Source organism: Stenotrophomonas sp. WED208, assembly GCF_040984485.1.
Lineage (GTDB): Bacteria > Pseudomonadota > Gammaproteobacteria > Xanthomonadales > Xanthomonadaceae > Stenotrophomonas > Stenotrophomonas riyadhensis.
On record NZ_JAZARB010000001.1, the window covers coordinates 183347 to 201009 of the forward strand.

Below are 17663 nucleotides of genomic sequence, written 5' to 3' on the forward strand. Positions count from 1 at the left end.
GGCCACCGCCACGTACAAGGGGCGGTGGCCAGGGACGGCAGCGGCGGTCATGCCGCCGCCGGCGACGAGATCAGTGTTCGTGCGCCTTGTCGTGCGACTTGCTGTGGCTGTTGGACATCAGCTTGTCGGTCCAGGCGATGCCGATGGCCGACAGGATGAACACGCAGTGGATGATGGTCTGCCACAGCACGCCATCCGGAGTGAAGGTCGAGCAGGTCTGCTCGCCGATGTTGGCTGCGGCCGATGCCATTCGTTCCGGCGGGCACAGCGGGATGCCGTTCAGTGCACCGCTGGCGATGAAGGTCTTCAGCAGGTGGATCGAGGAGATGCCGATGATCGCCATCGCCAGCTTCACTTTCAGAACGCTGGCGTTGACGTGGCTCAGCCATTCCGGCTGGTCCGGGTGGCCTTCCAGGCGCAGGCGCGAGACGAAGGTTTCGTAGCCGCCGACGATCACCATCACCAGCAGGTTGGAGATCATCACCACGTCGATCAGGCCGAGCACGATCAGCATGATCTGCTGTTCGCCCATAGTGGCCGAATGCGAGATCAGGTGCCACAGTTCCTTGCCGAACAGGAACACGTAGACGCACTGGGCAACGATCAAACCCAGGTACAGCGGCAGCTGCAGCCAGCGCGAGGCGAAGATCAGGGTGGACAGGGGGGAGAGCGGCGGTCGGTTTGCACTCATGCGGGGGATGCTGCGTTGCGGGGGAGTGGCGAGGTTACTGGCCCGCCATGACGGTGCCAACCCAACTCTCGCACTAGACTTCAGGTTCCTTTCCGCACCCCGAGCCGCCGCCATGATCGACCTGTATTACTGGCCCACCCCGAACGGTCACAAAGTGACCCTGCTGCTGGAAGAAGCCGGCCTGGAGTACCGCATCCACCCGGTCAACATCGGTTCGGGCGACCAGTTCAAGCAGGAATTCCTTGCGATCTCGCCCAACAACAAGATGCCGGCCATCGTCGACCAGGCCCCGGCCGATGGCGGTGCTCCGCAGAGCGTGTTCGAGTCCGGTGCGATCCTGCTGTACCTGGCCGAGAAGACCGGCCAGTTCCTGCCCCGCGACCCGCGCGGCCGCGTCACCACCCTGGAGTGGCTGTTCTGGCAGATGGCCGGCCTGGGTCCGATGAGCGGCCAGATGGGCCACTTCAATGTGTATGCGCCGGAGAAGATCCCGTATGCGATCGAGCGCTATGACAACGAAGTGCGCCGCCTGCACGGGGTGATGGACAAGCGCCTGGCCCAGCACGCCTTCCTGGCCGGGGACGAGTACACCATCGCCGACATGGCCAGCTACCCGTGGATCGGCGCCTACGACAAGCTGCCGGTGGATTTCGCCACCTTCCCGAACCTCAAGCGCTGGCATGAAGCGATCGCCGCACGCCCGGCCACCCAGCGCGCCTATGCCCTGCGCCAGCAGGTGAACCCCAACGCCGGCAAGCCGCTCAGCGACGAAGAGCGCAAGCACCTGTTCGGCCAGCGTTGACCCTCGTGGGGTCGGATCCCTTTGCGGCGCAAAGGGCTCTGACCCCAGCACCGCGGCATGGGCAGAAGGTCATGCTGCCTTCCCGCACGGGCTTGGTTAGGATGGGGGACGACCGCTCCGCGTCCATCGCGGGGGCGGACCTGCCGTTTGCCGGGATCCTCCATGCGCCACCTGTTCGCTTCGCTCGCCCTCATGCTCGCCACCAGTACCGCCGCCCACGCTGAAAAGCTGACCCTGGAAGCCATCACCGGCCCGCTGCCGCTGTCCGGCCCGACCCTGATGAAACCGAAGGTCGCCCCCGATGGTTCGCAGGTCAGCTTCCTGCGCGGCAAGGACAGCGACCGCAACCAGCTGGACCTGTGGACCTACGACATCGGCAGCGGCCAGACCCGTCTGCTGGTGGATTCGAAGGTGGTGCTGCCCGGCACCGAGACCCTCAGCGATGAGGAAAAGGCCCGCCGCGAACGCCAGCGCATCGCTGCGATGACCGGCATCGTCGATTACCAGTGGTCGCCGGACGCGCAGCGCCTGCTGTTCCCGTTGGGCGGCGAGCTGTACCTGTACGACCTCAAGCAGCAGGGCCAGGCCGCAGTGCGCCAGCTGACCCACGGCGAGGGCTTCGCTACCGACGCCAAGCTGTCGCCCAAGGGCGGTTTCGTCAGCTTCATCCGTGGCCGCAACCTGTGGGTGATCGACCTGGCCAGCGGCAAGCAGTTGCAGCTCACCCGCGACGGCAGCACCACCATCGGCAACGGCGTGGCCGAGTTCGTCGCCGACGAGGAAATGGACCGCCACACCGGTTACTGGTGGGCGCCGGATGATTCGGCGATCGCTTTCGCGCGCATCGATGAAGCACCGGTGCCGGTGCAGAAGCGCTACGAGGTCTACGCCGACCGCACCGACGTGATCGAGCAGCGTTACCCGGCCGCCGGCGACGCCAACGTGCGCGTGCAGCTGGGCGTGATCGCACCGGCCGCCGATGCGCAGCCGCGCTGGGTCGACCTCGGCAAGGAACAGGACATCTATCTGGCCCGCGTCGACTGGCGCGATGCCCAGCACCTGAGCTTCCAGCGCCAGTCGCGTGACCAGAAGCAGCTGGACCTGGTGGAAGTGGCGCTCGACTCCAACCGCCAGCGCGTGCTCGCGCACGAAACCAGCCCGACCTGGGTGCCGCTGCACAACAGCCTGCGTTTCCTCGACGACGGCAGCGTGCTGTGGTCGTCCGAGCGCACCGGTTTCCAGCACCTGTACCGCATCGACAGCAAGGGCAAGGCCACCGCGTTGACCCACGGCAACTGGCCGGTGGACGAGCTGCTGGCGGTCGATGAAAAGGCCGGCAAGGCCTACTTCCGTGCCGGCATCGAGACCTCGCGCGAAAGCCAGATCTACGCGGTGTCGCTGCAGGGCGGTGAGCCGCAGCGGCTGTCCAAGGCTCCGGGCATGCACAGCGCCAGCTTCGCCCGCAATGCCAGCGTCTATGTGGACAGCTGGTCCAACAGCACCACGCCGCCGCAGATCGAACTGTTCCGCGCCAATGGCGAGAAGATCGCCACCCTGCTCGAGAACGACCTGGCCGATCCCAAGCATCCGTATGCGCGTTACCGCGATGCGCAGCGCCCGATCGAGTTCGGTACGCTGACCGCCGCTGACGGCAAGACCCCGCTCAACTACAGCCTGATCAAGCCGGCCGGCTTCGATCCGTCCAAGCGCTACCCGGTGGCGGTGTACGTCTACGGTGGCCCGGCCAGCCAGACCGTTACCGACAGCTGGCCCGGCCGTGGCGACCACCTGTTCAACCAGTACCTGGCCCAGCAGGGCTACGTGGTGTTCTCGCTGGACAACCGTGGCACCCCGCGACGTGGCCGTGACTTCGGTGGCGCGTTGTATGGCAAGCAGGGCACGGTGGAAGTGACCGACCAGCTGCGTGGCGTGACCTGGCTGAAGCAGCAACCGTGGGTGGACCCGGCGCGCATCGGCGTGCAGGGCTGGTCCAACGGCGGCTACATGACCCTGATGCTGCTGGCCAAGGCCTCGAACCAGTACGCCTGCGGCGTGGCCGGTGCGCCGGTGACCGATTGGGGCCTGTACGACAGCCACTACACCGAACGCTACATGGATCTGCCGGCGCGCAACGAAGCGGGTTACCGCGAAGCGCGCGTGCTGACCCATATCGACGGCCTGCGTTCGCCGCTGCTGCTGATCCACGGCATGGCCGACGACAACGTCTTGTTCACCAATTCGACCAGCCTGATGAGCGCGTTGCAGAAGCGTGCACAGCCGTTCGAGCTGATGACCTACCCGGGTGCCAAGCATGGCCTGTCCGGCGCCGATGCCCTGCATCGCTACCGCGTGGCCGAAGCCTTCCTGGGACGCTGCCTGAAACCTTGATCCACAGCCGGGAAGGAGCCCGCCGATGACCCTGCCACCGCCGATTCCTGCCCATGGCCAGAGGCCTGCCAGCTGGTGGTGCCGACACTGGCGCTGGGCAATGCCGTTGACGGTGGTGCTGGTGCTGGGCGCGGTGGGGGGCGTGGTGACCTGGAGCGTGCTGCGCTGGAGCGAGGCGGCACGCGAGAGCCCGCCGATGCGCGAGGCAATGCGTCGCGCGGGATGCAGCATCGAACTGGTGGAAGCCTTCGGCGAGCCGCTGCGCACCGAATCGATGCCGCTGGGCAGCATGCAGACCGCGATCAACGGCCAGCGTGATGTTGGCCTGACCGTGGCCCTGGAAGGACCCCACGCGCACGGCCGGCTGTTCGTGAAGGGCACCCGCAGCGATGACGTGTGGGATTACCCGGTGATGTACGTGCTGGCCGAGGACAAGCAGACCTTCGACCTGACCGCGTTGGATGACGACGAGGCGGCACAGGAATGCGAACTGCAGGACTGCCGTGATCGCGGCGAATGCCCGCTGACCGTGGCGCTGTGACCTCCGGCCGATTGTCGCCACCGCGCTGAGCGCGTAGGGTGCGGTCAACCCTTTGCTGGAGTGTCCCATGAAGCCGATCGCGTTGGCCGTTGCCCTGGCCCTGACTGCCGCCCCGCTGCTGTCTGCGCCGCCGGCGCTGGCGGCACCCGCTGCCAAGGCCGCGACTCCCGCCAGCCCGGCCTGGGTCGCCCGCAGCAATGCGCTGGCGCAGATCCTGCTGGATGCGCAGGGCCCGTTCCAGCCGGAGGAAACCGGCTTCTTCGGCGTGCCTGGCTATGACGAAAAGGTCGCCGATCTCGGCCCCGACAACGGCAAGCGCTACCGTGCCGCGATGGCCAAGGCCCGCGACGAGCTGAAGGCGAAGCTGGCCACCGAACAGGATCCCAATGTCCGCCAGGACCTGGAGATCATGATCCACGCCGCCAACCAGAACATCGAAGGCAGCGAGCTCAACGAGAAGTACCTGCTGCCATGGAGTGACGCGCCGCAGACCGTGTTCAGCGGCCTCAACCTGCTGCTGTCCGAGCAGGTGCCAGCCGAGCGCCGGGCCAAGGCGATCGACCGCCTCAAGGCCTATGCCGGCCTGCAGCCGGGCGGCACCGCGTTCACCACGCTGGCCCGCCAGCGCTACGAAGAGCGATTGAAGGACAGCAGTCTGCTGCAGCCGACCAAGATCGAAGTGCAGCAGTCACTGGACAACGTCGAGACCTACATCACCGGCATCGAGTCGCTGCTGAAGAAGTACCAGATCGCCGGTGCCGATGAGGCGATGAAGACCCTGGCCGGGCAGATGAAGGACTACGCCGCCTGGACGCGCACGACCGTGCTGCCGAAGGCACGTGCCGACGCACGTCTGCCGGCGCCGCTGTACGCCTACCAGCTCAAGCAGGTCGGCATCGACATCGACCCGAAGCTGTTGATGCAGCGCGCCCAGCTGGAATTCATGGAAACCCGCTCGGCGATGCAGCAGCTGGCGCCGCTGGTGGTGAAGGACAAGGGCCTGAAGGTGGCTGACCCGAGCGACCCGGTGGCGGTGATCCGCGCGCTGAAGGCCGACAAGATCGCCGACGATCATCTGGAAGGCCACTACCGCAAGGTGATCGATGCGATCGACCCGTTGATCCGCGAGCACGCCATCGTCGACGTGCCCAAGCGCGCGATGCAGATGCGCCTGGGCTCGGCCGCCGAGAGTGCTGCGAGCCCGGCGCCGCATTTCCTGCCGGCGCCGCTGGTCAACAACACCGGGCAGCAGGGCACCTTCGTGCTGCCGCTGGGCAACCCGGCCGCGGGCCCGGGTGCGCAGTACGACGACTTCAACTTCGGTGCGGCGGCGTGGACGCTGAGCGCGCATGAGGGCCGCCCGGGTCACGAGCTGCAGTTCACCGCCATGGTCGAGCGCGGCGTGTCGCTGGCACGCACCATGTTCGCGTTCAATTCGGTGAACGTGGAGGGCTGGGCGCTGTATGCCGAAGCCGAGATGGTGCCGTACGAGCCGCTGGACGGGCAGATGATCGCCCTGCAGTTCCGCCTGCTGCGCGCCGCACGCGCGATGCTGGACCCGATGCTCAACCTTGGCCTGACCGACCGTGCCAACGGCGAGCGCGTGCTGATGGAGCAGGTCGGCCTGTCCAAGGCGATGGCCACCCAGGAACTGGACCGCTACATGGTGCGCATGCCGGGCCAGGCCGGCAGCTATTTCTACGGCTACACCCGCATCCTCGAACTGCGCATGCAGACCGAGCTGGCACTGGGCGCGAAGTTCGACCGCCTGGCGTTCAACAACTTCCTGCTAGACCAGGGCCTGCTGCCGCCGGACCAGCTGGCCGATGCGGTGAACAAGGTGTTCGTGCCGAAGTACAAGCGCTGAGCATCACCGGGTAGTGCCGGCCGCTGGCCGGCAATCGCCGTTGGTAGATGCCGACCTTGGTCGGCGCCTACCAGAACGATGCGTCGGTGGTTGCAGGGGGAGTGCCGGCGGCTGGCCGGCATTCCCCTTGGGCAGAGAGGATTCCTGAGGTTGCCGGCCAGCGGCCGGCACTACCCGCGGTGACGCTGCCGCGTCACCGCTGCGGCTGCGGTGTGATCACCTGTGTCGGCAACCGCGCCGGCGGTGCCGGATTCGGCACCCAGATTGCGACGCCGGCGGCGCGTTTCTGCGTGGTCGGAATGCCGATGCCGACGCCACCGCCCACATGCGAGCCGAACGTGCCGGCGCCGACCGACATGCCCACCGGCGAACCACTGCTGCCCACGCCCATCAGTACCACGCCATTGGCGCCGAGCGCGGCGGCCTCACGCTTCAGGCGTGCCACGGCGGCGTCGGTCTGGCCCTGGGTGCCGAAGCCCACGGCCGAAGCCGATTCCAGCTGCGCGATTTCCTGGGAGCCGGCCGGCGGCGTCGAATAGATCTGCACCAGCGCCGGATCGATCGGTGCGCGGGCGCGGCCCAGCATCACCTTGGAGGTACTGGCACAGCCAGCGGCGACCAGCAGGATGGCCGCCAACGCGGCCCAACGGATATTCATGGCACGACCCCTGTAGGACTGGTTGCGATCATCGGCGGGCCACTCTGAATCGGCGCCAACACCCGGGCCACGGCACGCACGACAGCACGCTAGCACGGGGCGGGTGACAGCCCCGCCAATGGCAGTAGGCGGCGGCAGCGGGAACGTCTATGGTTGGGGCAGGAACCAACTGCGGGAGAGCGGCATGGGTGTGATCAGTCTGTTGTGGGGCGTACTGGCGCTGTTGTGGATGATCCTGGCGCTGATTCCACTGCTCGGCTGGGGCAACTGGTTCCTGATCCCGTTCGCTGCAGTGGGCGCGGTGATCGCCGCGCTGGGCATCCTGTTCACCCATCCGAGCAAGCGTGGCCGGGCCTGGGCCGGGCTGGTGCTGAACGGCATCGTGGTGGTGGTCGGCATCCTGCGCCTTGGCCTGGGTGGCGGCGTGATCTGAGCCCGCACCCGGGTGCGACAGGGCGTCGCAGGCGCACGGTCCATGGCCGGGCAGGGGCGTACAATGGATGGCTGCGCGAGCCCCCCGCGTGCCTGTGAATCCGCGCCCGGCGCGGCAGCCCCATGATCATCCGACCCCGTCCCCACGGCTGGCAACTGCTCTACATCCTTCGCGGCTCGATCGTCAAAGCGATCGCGCCCAAGGTGCTGGCCATCCTGATCCTGTCCATTGCGGTGGCCGCAGTGGTGGAACTGGCGCCACCGACCGGCATCGAGCGTGTCTCGGTCACGCCGTTCACCCTGCTTGGCCTGGTGCTGTCGATCTTCCTCAGCTTCCGCAACAGCGCTTGCTATGATCGCTGGTGGGAAGGCCGCAAGCTGTGGGGTCAGCTGGTCTACGAATCGCGCTCGCTGGCCCGCCAGGTCAACCTGCTGCTGGCCGATGACGCGGGCCGCCGTCGCCGCATCGCCTACCTCACCACCGCCTTCGCCCATGCCCTGGCCGGTCGCCTGCGCGGGCGCATCGTGGCGCTGATGGCCCTGCCGTGGCTGGACAAGCGCCAGCGCGAACAACTCGGCCAGCGCGAGAACGTGCCGGACGCGCTGTTGTCGATGGTCGCCGCCGAGCTGGCCCAGGCCCTGCGTGCCGGTGACCTCGACCCGATCCTCTACGCCCAGCTGGAGGACCGTCTGCACGCGATGTCGTCGATCCAGGCCGGCTGCGAGCGCATCCTCACCACGCCGCTGCCGTTCGCCTACACCCTGCTGCTGCACCGCTGCGCGTGGATGTTCTGCGTGCTGCTGCCGTTCGGCCTGGCCAGTTCGCTGGGCTGGGGCACGCCGGTGCTGTCGGCGGTGCTGGCCTATGCCTTCTTCGGCCTGGACCAGCTGGGCGAAGAAATGGAAGACCCGTTCGGCCTGGAGCCGAACGACCTGCCGCTGGACGCGCTGGTGCGCACCATCGAGATCGACCAGCTCGATGCGCTCGGCGAACGCCCCTTGCCCGAACCCCTGCTGCCGCAGGGTTACCTGTTGCAATAGCCACTCCTCGGAGCCTGCCATGTCCCACCCGCTTTACCGCCCGCGCCGCATGCGCCACGACGAGTTCTCGCGCCGCCTGATGCGCGAGAACACGCTGACCACCGACGATTTGATCTACCCGGTGTTCGTGCACGAGCTTGCCGGCCGCACCGCGGTACCGTCGATGCCGGGCGTGGAGCGGCTGTCGATCGAAGAACTGCTGAAGGTGGCCGAAGAGGCGCTGGAGCTGGGCATCCCGGTGATCGACCTGTTCCCGGTGATCGACCCCTCGCTGAAGTCGCTGGATGCATCGGCGGCATGGGCCGAGGACGGTCTGGCGCAGCGCGCGATCCGCGCGCTGAAGTCGCGCTTCCCGGAGCTGGGGGTGATGACCGACGTAGCGCTGGACCCATACACCACCCACGGCCAGGACGGCATCATCGACGACAAGGGCTATGTGCTCAACGACGTCACCGTCGAAGCGCTGGTCAAGCAGTCTGTCTCGCATGCCGAAGCGGGCGTGGACATCGTCTCGCCGTCGGACATGATGGACGGCCGCATCGGCGCGATCCGCCGTGCGCTGGATGCCGACAACCACATCAACGTGCGCATCATGGCCTACTCGGCCAAGTACGCCTCGGCGTTCTACGGTCCGTTCCGTGATGCGGTGGGCAGCGCCGCCAGCCTCGGCAAGGCCGACAAGAAGACCTACCAGATGGACCCTGCCAACGGCGACGAGGCCCTGCGCGAGATCGCGCTGGACCTGGAAGAGGGCGCCGACATGGTGATGGTCAAGCCGGGCATGCCCTACCTGGACCTGGTGCGCCGGGTGAAGGAAAAATTCGGCGTGCCGACCTTTGCCTATCAGGTGAGCGGCGAGTACGCGATGATGAAGGCCGCCTTCGCCAACGGTTGGCTGGACGAACGCGCATGCGTGCTGGAGTCGCTGCTGGGCTTCAAGCGGGCCGGTGCCGATGGTGTGCTGACCTATTTCGCGCCGCAGGTGGCGCGATGGCTGCGCGAGCGCTGACAATAGCGCCAGGATAGACGGAGGACTACGCGATGGGACCCGAACTGGGATGGATGCAATGGCTGATCTGGGGCATCGGTACGCTGGTGTTCGGCGCCATCATCGTCGGTGTCTTCATCGCGGCCTGGCGGGCCGGCAAGCGCCCGCCGGAGCAGCTCTCTGCCGCCCGTCACGTGGCCCGTGAGCAGGCGCTGCCGGACAGCGTGCAGGCCGAGCTGGCCGCGTTGAACCAGCGCAAGGACAACGGCCAGCTGAGCGAGGTGGAGTACGAGCAGTTGCGCGCCAAGGTGTTGTCGCGCTGACTCTCAGTTCTGGTAGCCGCCAACCTTGGTTGGCGCTTTCCCGCATGCCAACCAAGGTTGGCATCTACCAAACGATCATCCACGCATGGCGTGGATCTACGGGTGGCCGCCAACCCCGGTTGGCGTTTGCCGTTACCGAGCGGCAGGCACGCACCCCGCAACCGCCGCCACCTTCGGCACCGCCAACCGGTACACGTCCACGCCACCGGCACGCGGCGCCTTCGCCGCACTGCTGGCAACGATCATCTCGCCCGGCTTGGCGTTGTCGATCACCGGCGCGCCGGTCCAGCCGCCGGTCTGGTTGAACGACAACCCCAACGGCTGCAGCGCCGCGCCGGTCCACGCACAGCCGCTGCTCCATACCTGCGCGGTCGTGCCGCTGCCGCGGCTGAACGCCACGGCGCCGTCATGGCCCAGCCAGTCGCCATCGGTCTCGTCGTCGGCGCTGTTCAACGCGCTCAGTGCGGTGGCCGGGCCACGCAGGCCCTGGGCATCCAGTGTCGACACGAACAGGTCCCAGCCGGCGCCACGGCCCTGCTGGCGGGCAAACATCAGCTGCCTGCCATCCGCGCTCAGGGCCGGCCCACGCTCTTCCCGGCGCCCGCCGTCACCGGCCAGCGGCTGCGCCGGGCCCAGCTGGCCGTCGGCGGCCAACGCGGCACGGTACAGCGCCAGCGCGCCCTCGCGACCGGCCGCGAACAGCAGCCAGCGGCCGTCACGGCTGAAGTAGGGATCGCGGGCTTCACCGGCCACGCCTACCGGCAGTGCCTGCGCCTGCTGCCAGCGGCCGTCCACCAAGCGCGCCTCCCACAGGCCCCAACCGGCCTCGCCACGGCGGGCGAAAACGATGCGCTGGCCATCGGCGCTGATCGTGGCGCGGCCCTCGTCGGCGCGGGTCGAGACCACGCCCATGCCTTCGATGCCGTACTCGTTCAACGCCATCGCCACGGGGGCAGAGAGTAGACTGGCGGCGAGCACCAGCAGGGGCGGGGTGATGCGCATCATCCGGGTCCGTGCACGAAAGAGCATCAGTCTAGCCAGCTTGAGGATTCCATGACCGACCGTTACGCCGTCTTCGGACACCCCGTTGCCCACTCGAAGTCGCCGCAGATCCACGCGACGTTCGGTCGCCAGGAAGGCATCGCAGTGGATTACCGCGCGATCGACCTGGCCCCGGATGCGTTCCTGGCCGGCCTGGAGGCCTTCGCCGCCGAGGGCGGTGTCGGTGCCAACGTCACCCTGCCGCACAAGGAATCCGCCTTCTCGGTGTGCACCACGCTGACCGCACGGGCGCGTCGCGCGGGCTCGGTCAACACGCTGCTGCGCAAGGGCGACCGCTGGCATGGTGACACCACCGATGGCATCGGCCTGGTGCGCGACCTGACCGATCGCCACGGCCTGGACCTGCGCGGCCGCCGCATGCTGCTGATCGGCGCCGGCGGTTCGGCGCGCAGCGTCGCCCCGGCGCTGCTTGATGCCGGCATCACCGAGCTGGTGGTGGTCAACCGCACGCCGGAACGAGCCGATGAGCTGATCGACGCGATGGGCGAACCGGGCCGCGCGATCAGCCGCTACTGGGAAGACCTGCGCGACCTCGGCGACTTCGAACTGATCGTCAACGCCACCTCGGCCGGGCGCGACCGCGCCGTTGAGTTCAAGCTGCCATTGTCGCTGGTCAACTCGATGACCACCGCCGTCGACCTGAACTACGGCGAGGCCGCCATCGCCTTCCTGGCCTGGGCCCGTGCGGCGCAGTGCCGCAATACCGTGGACGGCCTGGGCATGCTGGTGGAGCAGGCGGCCGAGAGCTTCCTGCAGTGGCACGGTGTGCGCCCGCAGACCGACGAGGTCTACCAGTCGCTGCGCCAGGGCTCGGCGGTACTGGCCGGCGAGGACTGACCGATGGACAGCACAACCCTGCTGGTAACCGTGCTGAGCATGGTCGGCGTACGCCTGCCGGTGCTGATCGCGCTGTGCGTGGGCCTGGTCTGGGTGGTCGGGGCACCGCGCGACGCCACCCGTACCGGCGCCCTGGTCGGCCTGCTGCTGTTGCTGCTGACCAGCCTCGGTGGAATGGCGGCGGGCATCCTGCCGATGTGGATGGTCCGCAGTGGTGATTTCAGTGCCGTGTCGAGCCTGAGCGCCATCCTCGGCGTGCTGCATTTCGCGCTGGCGATGATCGAGGCCATCGGTGTGGTCCTGCTGGTCTGGGCCCTCGTGCGTCTGCTGCGATTGCGCGGCAACGCAGCGCAATGACACGCCGGTGACGGCCTCGGGCCGTCACCTGTCCTGCCTGGTGTGTTCATCCAGCCACCGGGCGTCGCCGCTGCCCCGTTCAGGCAGCCAGCGGCGGCGGAGGTGGCCGGCCATGCGACAATGACCGGCCTGATCCAGCCACGGTAGTTCCCGGCGTGACCGAAACCGTCGCCGCTCCGCGCACGCTCGATGACACCTTGAAGGACGCGATCCGCAAGGCGTACACGACGCTGCAGGCCAATACCCCCGGCTTCTCCACCCGTCGCTCGCAGAGCCAGATGATCGGCGTGGTGTCGCGCGCGCTGTCCAAAAGCGGTGGCGTCGGCGTGGTCGAGGCGCCCACCGGCGTCGGCAAGAGCCTGGGCTACCTCACCGCAGGCGTGCCGATCGCGCTGGCCAGCAAGAAGAAGCTGGTGATCAGCACCGGCACCGTGGCGCTGCAGTCGCAGCTGGTCGAGCGCGATATCCCGAATTTCCTCAAGGCCACCGGCCTGGAAGCGACCGTGGCGCTGGCCAAGGGCCGTACCCGCTACCTGTGCACGCGCAATGCTGCCGAAGCGCAGGGCGAGGGCTCGCAGGGCGGCATGTTCGAGGATGACGCGCCGCTGTTCGACCGGCCGCTGGCGCCGATCGAGATGGACATCGCCAAGCGCCTGACCGACGCCTTCACCGGCGGCAGCTGGGATGGCGACATCGACAACGCACCGGAGACCATCAGCCCCGGCCTGCGCAGCCGCATCACCACGCCGGCCTCGGGCTGCGCCGGGCGCCGCTGTGCCTATTCGGCGCAGTGCGCGGTGCTGCGTTCGCGCAACACGGTGCGCGATGCACAGATCGTGGTCACCAACCACGCGCTGCTGCTGTCGGCACTGTCGATCGGTGACAGCGACAACGGCCAGCCATTGATCGCGCCGCCGTCGGACATGCTGCTGGTGCTGGACGAAGGCCATCACATCGGCAACGTGGCGATCGACCAGGGTGCGGCCAGCCTCGCGCTGGATGAGATGGCCAAGCGTACCGGCCGCCTGCAGATCCTGATCGCCGGTGCCTATCGTGCGGTCGACAAGGACCGCCTCGGCAACCTGCTGCCCAACGAAGCGATCGAGGTGGCCAGCAACGTCGCCAAGCAGCTGCGTGCGTTCCGTGACCACATCGAACGGGTGTGGATGCCGGCGCCGGCCGACGAAGAGCCGATGTGGCGCGCGGCCAATGGGCGCCTGCCCGACGCCTGGCGCGAGCCGATCGAAGCGCTGGCCGACGACACCCGCAGCCTCTACAACTGGGCGCATGCCGCCACCGCGCAGGTCGCCAAGGGCAAGCCGGACGATGCCGCGCGCGAGCGCCTGCAGCGCAACCTGGGCATGGCGCTGGAAATGATCGAGCAGCAGTACAACCTGTGGCAGGCGTGGCGCCGCGAGGACAAGGACGGCGCGCCGCCGATGGCGCGCTGGGTTACCGCCACCCGCGACGGCGACCTGGTGCTGCATGGCTCGCCGGTGTCGGCCGCGCACGTGCTGCGCAAGCTGCTGTGGGATGAAGTGGACTCGGTGGTGATGACCTCGGCGACGCTGACCGGCGGTGGCGATTTCCAGTCGCTGGCGATCGACAACGGCATTCCGGAAGAGGCCGAGATGGTCTCGCTGTCGTCGCCGTTCGACCTGCCCAACCAGGCCGAGCTGATCGTGCCGAAGTTCCCGGTCACCCCGGATGACCGCGAAGGGCACCCGCGCGAAGTGGCGCGCTACCTGGACACCGAACTGGACTGGGCCAAGGGCTCGATGGTGCTGTTCACCTCGCGCTGGAAGATGGAGAAGGTGGCCGGGCTGATGTCGGCCGCGCGCCGCAAGCAGGTGCTGGTGCAGGGCGAGATGTCCAAGACCCGCCTGATCGACGAGCACCTGCGGCGCGTGGCCGCGGGCGAGGGCTCGGTGCTGTTCGGGCTGAATTCGTTCGGCGAAGGCCTCGACCTGCCCGGTGAGGCCTGCACCACGGTGGTGATCACCCAGGTGCCGTTCGCGGTGCCGACCGATCCGCAGACCGCTACGCTCAGTGAGTGGTTCGAGGGGCGCGGGCTCAACGCCTTCAACCTGATCGCCATTCCGCATGCGTTGCGCACGCTGACCCAGTTCGCCGGCCGCCTGATCCGCACCTCCACCGACACCGGCCGCGTGGTCATTCTTGATTCGCGGCTGCTGACCCGCCGCTACGGCAAGCGCATCATCGACGCGCTGCCGCCGTTCAAGCGCGTGATCGGCTGACCGGTAGTGCCGGCCGCTGGCCGGCAAAAAGGGGACGGAGGGAATTAAGTCGTAAGTGGCACAAACGACCTCATCACCGCCGTCTCCGGTCGCTAGCGCCGTAACGGCAGCCATTGCCCTTCGCTGGCGCTGCGCCACAGCCATTCGGCTGGCCCGAAGCGATGGCCACGCAGCCACCACGCGCTCGCCCACAGTTGCAGCGGGAACACCACCGCTGCCACCAGCAGCACCGGCCACAGCCCGTACTGCGGGCCGATACCCAGCCCGAAGCCGGCAAACAGCGGCACGCAGATCGCGCTTTGCAGCAGGTAGTTGCTCAGTGCCATGCGCCCGGCCGGCACGAACACGCGCAGCATGCGCTCGGCCCACGGGCGCAGATAGAGCAGGGTGAAGATCGCCGCCGCAGCAATGCCGAGTGCCAGCGGCGCAACGCGATAGGACACGCGCAGCAGGTAGCCGGGCACGCCCGCGCGCAGCGCCGGCCATGCCTGTTTGAGCGCATCGGCCTGGGCATCGATCCACAGGAACACCGCTGTCAGCAGCAGGCTGCCGATGGCGATCGAGCGCAGCAGCGGCAGATGCGCCTGCGGCTGCTGCAGCAGTCCGCGGCGGCCGGCCCAGTAGCCCAGCAGGAAGCGGCCGAGCACGAAGAACAACAGCGCCCAGTTGCTCAGCTTCAGCCATGCGGCCAGCTGCAGGTTGTGCCACCACGCCTGCGCCAGCGTGCCGTGCGCAAGGGCATCGAGCGCCATGGCGTTCATCTGCGCGCGCGGTGTGAGCAGGGCGACCCATTCGCGGATCCACGGCGACAGCAGCGGTGGCAGCAACAGGGCGATGAACATCCCACTGAACAGCAGTGCGCGATCACCAAGGTGACGGAACAATGGCAGCAGCAGGCCCACCAGCGCATAGACCAGCAGGATGTCGCCCCACCAGACCAGCACCGAATGCAGCAGGCCGATCACCAGCAGTACTGCCATCCGCCGCAGGTGCGCGGCCATGCTACCGCGGGCGTTGCCGTCCATCTGCATTGCTACGCCCATGCCGAACAGCAGCGAGAACAGGGTGATCGCCTTCATGTCCACCAACCACGCCATGCCGGTGCGGATGGCATGGTCGAGCGCCGCGCTGGGCAGTGCCTGCTGCGCGGCCTCGGTCATCAGTGCATCGAGCGAGAAGAAGCGCAGGTTGACCAGGAACACGCCGAGCAGCGCGAACCCACGCAGGGCGTCGATGAGGGGCTGGCGCGGCGGGCGGTGGGTCATGCCGCGCAGCGTACCGGATCGGTAGCGCCGGCCGCTGGCCGGCAACCGTTGTTGGTAGATGCCGACCTTGGTCGGCGCTGTGGGTTCCGTGCCAACCAAGGTTGGCACCCACCAGAACGATGCGGCGGTTGTTGCAGGGGTAGTGCCGGCCGCTGGCCGGCACCTGCACCGCGATGGCCCACATCGATGAGGCTGCCGGCCAGCGGCCGGCACTACCGCACGGGGGTCAATCGCCGAGCAGGGCGGTGTTGCGTACGGCACCCTTGTCGGCGCTGGTGGCGAGCAGCGCGTAAGCCTTCAGCGCACTGGTGACCTTGCGCGGGCGCGGTGCGCGCGGCTTCCAGCCGCGGGCATCGGCGTCGGCGCGGCGCTGGGCCAGCGTGGCCTCGTCCAGCAGCAGGTGGATGCGGCGGGCCGGGATGTCGATGCGGATGCGGTCGCCGTTTTCCACCAGGCCGATGACACCGCCGCTGGCGGCTTCCGGCGAGACGTGGCCGATCGACAGGCCCGAGGTGCCGCCGGAGAAGCGGCCATCGGTGAGCAGCGCACATTGCTTGCCCAGCCCCTTCGATTTCAGATAGCTGGTCGGGTACAGCATCTCCTGCATGCCGGGGCCGCCCTTCGGGCCTTCGTAGCGGATCACCACCACCTCGCCCGGCTGCACTTCGTCGGCGAGGATGCCGGCAACGGCGGCGTCCTGGCTTTCGTAGACGCGCGCGGGGCCTTCGAACACGTGGATCGACTCGTCCACGCCGGCGGTCTTCACCACGCAGCCATCCACGGCCAGGTTGCCGCGCAGCACGGCCAGCCCGCCTTCCAGCGAATACGCGTGCTGCAGCGAGCGGATGCAGCCCTCGGCGCGGTCCACGTCCAGCGTCGGCCAGCGCGTGGCCTGGCTGAAGGCTTCCTGGGTGGGGATGCCGGCCGGGCCAGCCTTGAAGAAGGTATGCAGGGTGTCGTTGTCACTGCGCACCACGTCCCAGCGTTCCAGTGCTTCGGCCAGGCTGGCGCTGTGCACGGTCGGCACCGTGGTTTCGAGCAGGCCGGCGCGGTCCAGCTCACCGAGGATGCCGAACACGCCGCCGGCGCGATGCACGTCTTCGATGTGGTACTTCGGCGTGTTCGGTGCCACCTTGCACAGCTGCGGAACGCGCCGCGACAGCGCGTCGATGTGGGTCAGGTCGAAGTCGACCTCGGCTTCCTGCGCGGCAGCCAGCAGGTGCAGGATGGTGTTGGTGGAGCCGCCCATGGCGATGTCCAGGGTCATCGCATTGGCGAAGGCGGCCTGGGTGGCGATGCCGCGCGGCAGCGCGCTCGGGTCTTCGCCGCCATACCAGCGGTGGCAGAGTTCGACGATCAGGCGGCCGGCGCGGCGGAACAGCGCCTCGCGGTCGGCATGGGTGGCCAGCGTGGTGCCATTGCCCGGCAGCGACAGGCCCAGCGCTTCGGTCAGGCAGTTCATCGAGTTGGCGGTGAACATGCCCGAGCAGGAGCCGCAGGTGGGGCAGGCGCTGCGCTCGAACGCGGCGACCTTCTCGTCGGAGGCGCTGTCATCGGCGGCCACCACCATCGCATCGACCAGGTCCAGCTTGTGCTCGGACAGCTTGGTCTTGCCCGCTTCCATCGGCCCGCCGGAGACGAACACCACCGGGATGTTGAGGCGCAGCGCGGCCATCAGCATGCCGGGGGTGATCTTGTCGCAGTTGCTGATGCACACCAGCGCGTCGGCGCAGTGCGCGTTGACCATGTACTCCACGGCATCGGCGATGATCTCGCGGCTGGGCAGCGAATACAGCATGCCGTCGTGGCCCATCGCGATGCCGTCGTCCACGGCGATGGTGTTGAATTCCTTGGCGACGCCGCCGACCTGTTCGATCTCGCGCGCGACCAGCTGGCCGAGGTCCTTCAGGTGCACGTGGCCGGGCACGAACTGGGTGAAGGAGTTGGCGATGGCGATGATCGGCTTGTGGAAGTCGCCGTCCTTCATGCCGGTGGCACGCCACAGGGCGCGGGCGCCGGCCATGTTGCGGCCGGCAGTGGAGGTGCGGGAACGGTATTCGGGCATGGCTGGCGGAACGGGCGGGCCGTACGACGTGGGGGTCAGCCGATCATGGCCAATTTTTTCGGTTGCTGCTGCAACCACCTTCACCGCT

16 protein-coding genes are annotated in these 17663 nt (G+C 68.0%); 11 read left to right on the forward strand and 5 right to left on the reverse strand.

Annotated features, from left to right (window positions below):
- Positions 1-70: 70 nt before the first annotated feature.
- Positions 71-691, reverse strand: coding sequence for a TIGR00645 family protein (locus VPH47_RS00755; RefSeq protein ID WP_110714074.1), 621 nt, complete (start codon positions 689-691; stop codon positions 71-73).
- 112 nt (positions 692-803) lie between these two features.
- Between VPH47_RS00755 and VPH47_RS00760 the strand changes: the two genes are divergently transcribed.
- The 4 genes from VPH47_RS00760 to VPH47_RS00775 all read left to right on the forward strand — a co-directional run bounded on the left by VPH47_RS00760 (position 804) and on the right by VPH47_RS00775 (position 6289).
- Complete coding sequence (locus VPH47_RS00760) at positions 804-1493, forward strand: glutathione binding-like protein (RefSeq protein WP_368849902.1); 690 nt, start codon at positions 804-806, stop codon at positions 1491-1493.
- A gap of 162 nt (positions 1494-1655) precedes the next feature.
- Positions 1656-3881: a S9 family peptidase gene (locus VPH47_RS00765; protein ID WP_153854779.1), complete on the forward strand. Its 2226-nt coding sequence runs from the start codon at positions 1656-1658 to the stop codon at positions 3879-3881.
- A 25-nt stretch (positions 3882-3906) separates the two neighbouring features.
- Positions 3907-4422 (forward strand): cytochrome c oxidase assembly factor Coa1 family protein, encoded by a 516-nt coding sequence (locus VPH47_RS00770; protein WP_368849903.1) that lies wholly within the window; start codon positions 3907-3909, stop codon positions 4420-4422.
- A 67-nt stretch (positions 4423-4489) separates the two neighbouring features.
- Positions 4490-6289, forward strand: a complete 1800-nt coding sequence (locus tag VPH47_RS00775) for a DUF885 domain-containing protein (protein ID WP_368849904.1) — start codon at positions 4490-4492, stop codon at positions 6287-6289.
- Positions 6290-6482: 193 nt separating this feature from the next.
- Here the strand turns inward: VPH47_RS00775 and VPH47_RS00780 are convergent, their stop codons facing one another.
- Positions 6483-6947 (reverse strand): hypothetical protein, encoded by a 465-nt coding sequence (locus tag VPH47_RS00780; RefSeq protein ID WP_014038879.1) that lies wholly within the window; start codon positions 6945-6947, stop codon positions 6483-6485.
- 184 nt (positions 6948-7131) lie between these two features.
- Here VPH47_RS00780 and VPH47_RS00785 point away from each other — a divergent pair, with 184 nt between their 5' ends.
- From VPH47_RS00785 to VPH47_RS00800, 4 genes are all read left to right on the forward strand, one after another.
- Positions 7132-7380, forward strand: coding sequence for a hypothetical protein (locus VPH47_RS00785; protein ID WP_006475755.1), 249 nt, complete (start codon positions 7132-7134; stop codon positions 7378-7380).
- A gap of 122 nt (positions 7381-7502) precedes the next feature.
- Positions 7503-8420, forward strand: coding sequence for a bestrophin family protein (locus VPH47_RS00790; protein ID WP_153854776.1), 918 nt, complete (start codon positions 7503-7505; stop codon positions 8418-8420).
- Between the two features lie 19 nt (positions 8421-8439).
- Positions 8440-9429 (forward strand): porphobilinogen synthase, encoded by a 990-nt coding sequence (gene hemB, locus VPH47_RS00795; protein WP_180847848.1) that lies wholly within the window; start codon positions 8440-8442, stop codon positions 9427-9429.
- 32 nt (positions 9430-9461) lie between these two features.
- The gene (locus VPH47_RS00800) at positions 9462-9731 is read left to right on the forward strand and encodes an SHOCT domain-containing protein (protein WP_049424121.1); all 270 of its coding nucleotides are present in this window, start codon (positions 9462-9464) and stop codon (positions 9729-9731) included.
- A 132-nt stretch (positions 9732-9863) separates the two neighbouring features.
- On the opposite strand, the gene VPH47_RS00805 is transcribed toward VPH47_RS00800, so the two are convergent.
- The gene (locus tag VPH47_RS00805) at positions 9864-10736 is read right to left on the reverse strand and encodes a TolB family protein (protein ID WP_368849905.1); all 873 of its coding nucleotides are present in this window, start codon (positions 10734-10736) and stop codon (positions 9864-9866) included.
- A 48-nt stretch (positions 10737-10784) separates the two neighbouring features.
- On the opposite strand from VPH47_RS00805, the gene aroE reads away from it, so the two are divergent.
- The 3 genes from aroE (at position 10785) to dinG (ending at position 14245) form a co-directional block, all read left to right on the forward strand.
- On the forward strand, positions 10785-11630 hold the full coding sequence (aroE, locus tag VPH47_RS00810) for a shikimate dehydrogenase (RefSeq protein ID WP_110714068.1): 846 nt from the start codon (positions 10785-10787) through the stop codon (positions 11628-11630).
- A gap of 3 nt (positions 11631-11633) precedes the next feature.
- Positions 11634-11987, forward strand: a complete 354-nt coding sequence (locus VPH47_RS00815; protein WP_110714067.1) for a hypothetical protein — start codon at positions 11634-11636, stop codon at positions 11985-11987.
- 155 nt (positions 11988-12142) lie between these two features.
- The gene (gene dinG / locus VPH47_RS00820; RefSeq protein ID WP_094001302.1) at positions 12143-14245 is read left to right on the forward strand and encodes an ATP-dependent DNA helicase DinG; all 2103 of its coding nucleotides are present in this window, start codon (positions 12143-12145) and stop codon (positions 14243-14245) included.
- A 92-nt stretch (positions 14246-14337) separates the two neighbouring features.
- Here the strand turns inward: dinG and VPH47_RS00825 are convergent, their stop codons facing one another.
- Positions 14338-15510: a DUF418 domain-containing protein gene (locus VPH47_RS00825; RefSeq protein ID WP_368849906.1), complete on the reverse strand. Its 1173-nt coding sequence runs from the start codon at positions 15508-15510 to the stop codon at positions 14338-14340.
- Between the two features lie 226 nt (positions 15511-15736).
- A complete protein-coding gene (ilvD, locus tag VPH47_RS00830) occupies positions 15737-17575 on the reverse strand; it encodes a dihydroxy-acid dehydratase (RefSeq protein ID WP_368849907.1) in 1839 nt (612 codons plus the stop codon).
- Between the last annotated feature and the right edge of the window lie 88 nt (positions 17576-17663).

Excerpts from the sequence above, each read along its gene's own strand:
- VPH47_RS00800 (WP_049424121.1), top strand. The coding sequence starts at position 9,462 with ATGGGACCCGAACTGGGATGGATGCAATGGCTGATCTGGGGCATCGGT.
- VPH47_RS00760 (WP_368849902.1), top strand. The coding sequence starts at position 804 with ATGATCGACCTGTATTACTGGCCCACCCCGAACGGTCACAAAGTGACC.
- VPH47_RS00805 (WP_368849905.1), bottom strand. The coding sequence starts at position 10,736 with ATGATGCGCATCACCCCGCCCCTGCTGGTGCTCGCCGCCAGTCTACTC.
- VPH47_RS00815 (WP_110714067.1), top strand. The coding sequence starts at position 11,634 with ATGGACAGCACAACCCTGCTGGTAACCGTGCTGAGCATGGTCGGCGTA.
- VPH47_RS00765 (WP_153854779.1), top strand. The coding sequence starts at position 1,656 with ATGCGCCACCTGTTCGCTTCGCTCGCCCTCATGCTCGCCACCAGTACC.
- VPH47_RS00790 (WP_153854776.1), top strand. The coding sequence starts at position 7,503 with ATGATCATCCGACCCCGTCCCCACGGCTGGCAACTGCTCTACATCCTT.
- ilvD (WP_368849907.1), bottom strand. The coding sequence starts at position 17,575 with ATGCCCGAATACCGTTCCCGCACCTCCACTGCCGGCCGCAACATGGCC.
- VPH47_RS00780 (WP_014038879.1), bottom strand. The coding sequence starts at position 6,947 with ATGAATATCCGTTGGGCCGCGTTGGCGGCCATCCTGCTGGTCGCCGCT.
- VPH47_RS00755 (WP_110714074.1), bottom strand. The coding sequence starts at position 691 with ATGAGTGCAAACCGACCGCCGCTCTCCCCCCTGTCCACCCTGATCTTC.
- VPH47_RS00770 (WP_368849903.1), top strand. The coding sequence starts at position 3,907 with ATGACCCTGCCACCGCCGATTCCTGCCCATGGCCAGAGGCCTGCCAGC.
- hemB (WP_180847848.1), top strand. The coding sequence starts at position 8,440 with ATGTCCCACCCGCTTTACCGCCCGCGCCGCATGCGCCACGACGAGTTC.
- aroE (WP_110714068.1), top strand. The coding sequence starts at position 10,785 with ATGACCGACCGTTACGCCGTCTTCGGACACCCCGTTGCCCACTCGAAG.
- VPH47_RS00785 (WP_006475755.1), top strand. The coding sequence starts at position 7,132 with ATGGGTGTGATCAGTCTGTTGTGGGGCGTACTGGCGCTGTTGTGGATG.
- VPH47_RS00775 (WP_368849904.1), top strand. The coding sequence starts at position 4,490 with ATGAAGCCGATCGCGTTGGCCGTTGCCCTGGCCCTGACTGCCGCCCCG.
- VPH47_RS00825 (WP_368849906.1), bottom strand. The coding sequence starts at position 15,510 with ATGACCCACCGCCCGCCGCGCCAGCCCCTCATCGACGCCCTGCGTGGG.